The organism is Planococcus sp. RAB007_Raresut (genome assembly GCF_057369535.1).
In genome coordinates this window covers 1-259 of record NZ_JBXYIF010000167.1, presented here as the reverse complement: position 1 = coordinate 259, position 259 = coordinate 1, and the positions used below count along the sequence as shown (strand labels likewise).

The following is a 259-nucleotide window of genomic DNA, read 5'->3' as shown; positions in this document are numbered from 1 at the left end:
AACAATGATAAAAAGCAGAGAATGATGTTGATCAAATAAGGGATTGGTTAAAAATAAAGAAAATACACTACCGAAATAAATAATGGCTTTCGGATTTGAAAGATTAGTCAACAAACCTTTCATAAAAAACAAATATGGGGATTGTGGTAGGGTAATTGGATTTATTGTTTGATTATTTTTAGAAAAAGCAGAACGTAGCAACTGATAACCAAGCCAGCACAGATATAAACCACCTGCGATTAAAAGACCTTGTTTCAGC

1 protein-coding gene is annotated in these 259 nt (G+C 32.0%); it reads right to left on the bottom strand.

What is annotated here, in order from left to right; translation table 11 throughout:
• Positions 1-259 (bottom strand): LysE family transporter (locus tag AC2Q9J_RS18155; RefSeq protein ID WP_499042110.1); only part of this gene is annotated, 259 nt, incomplete at both ends.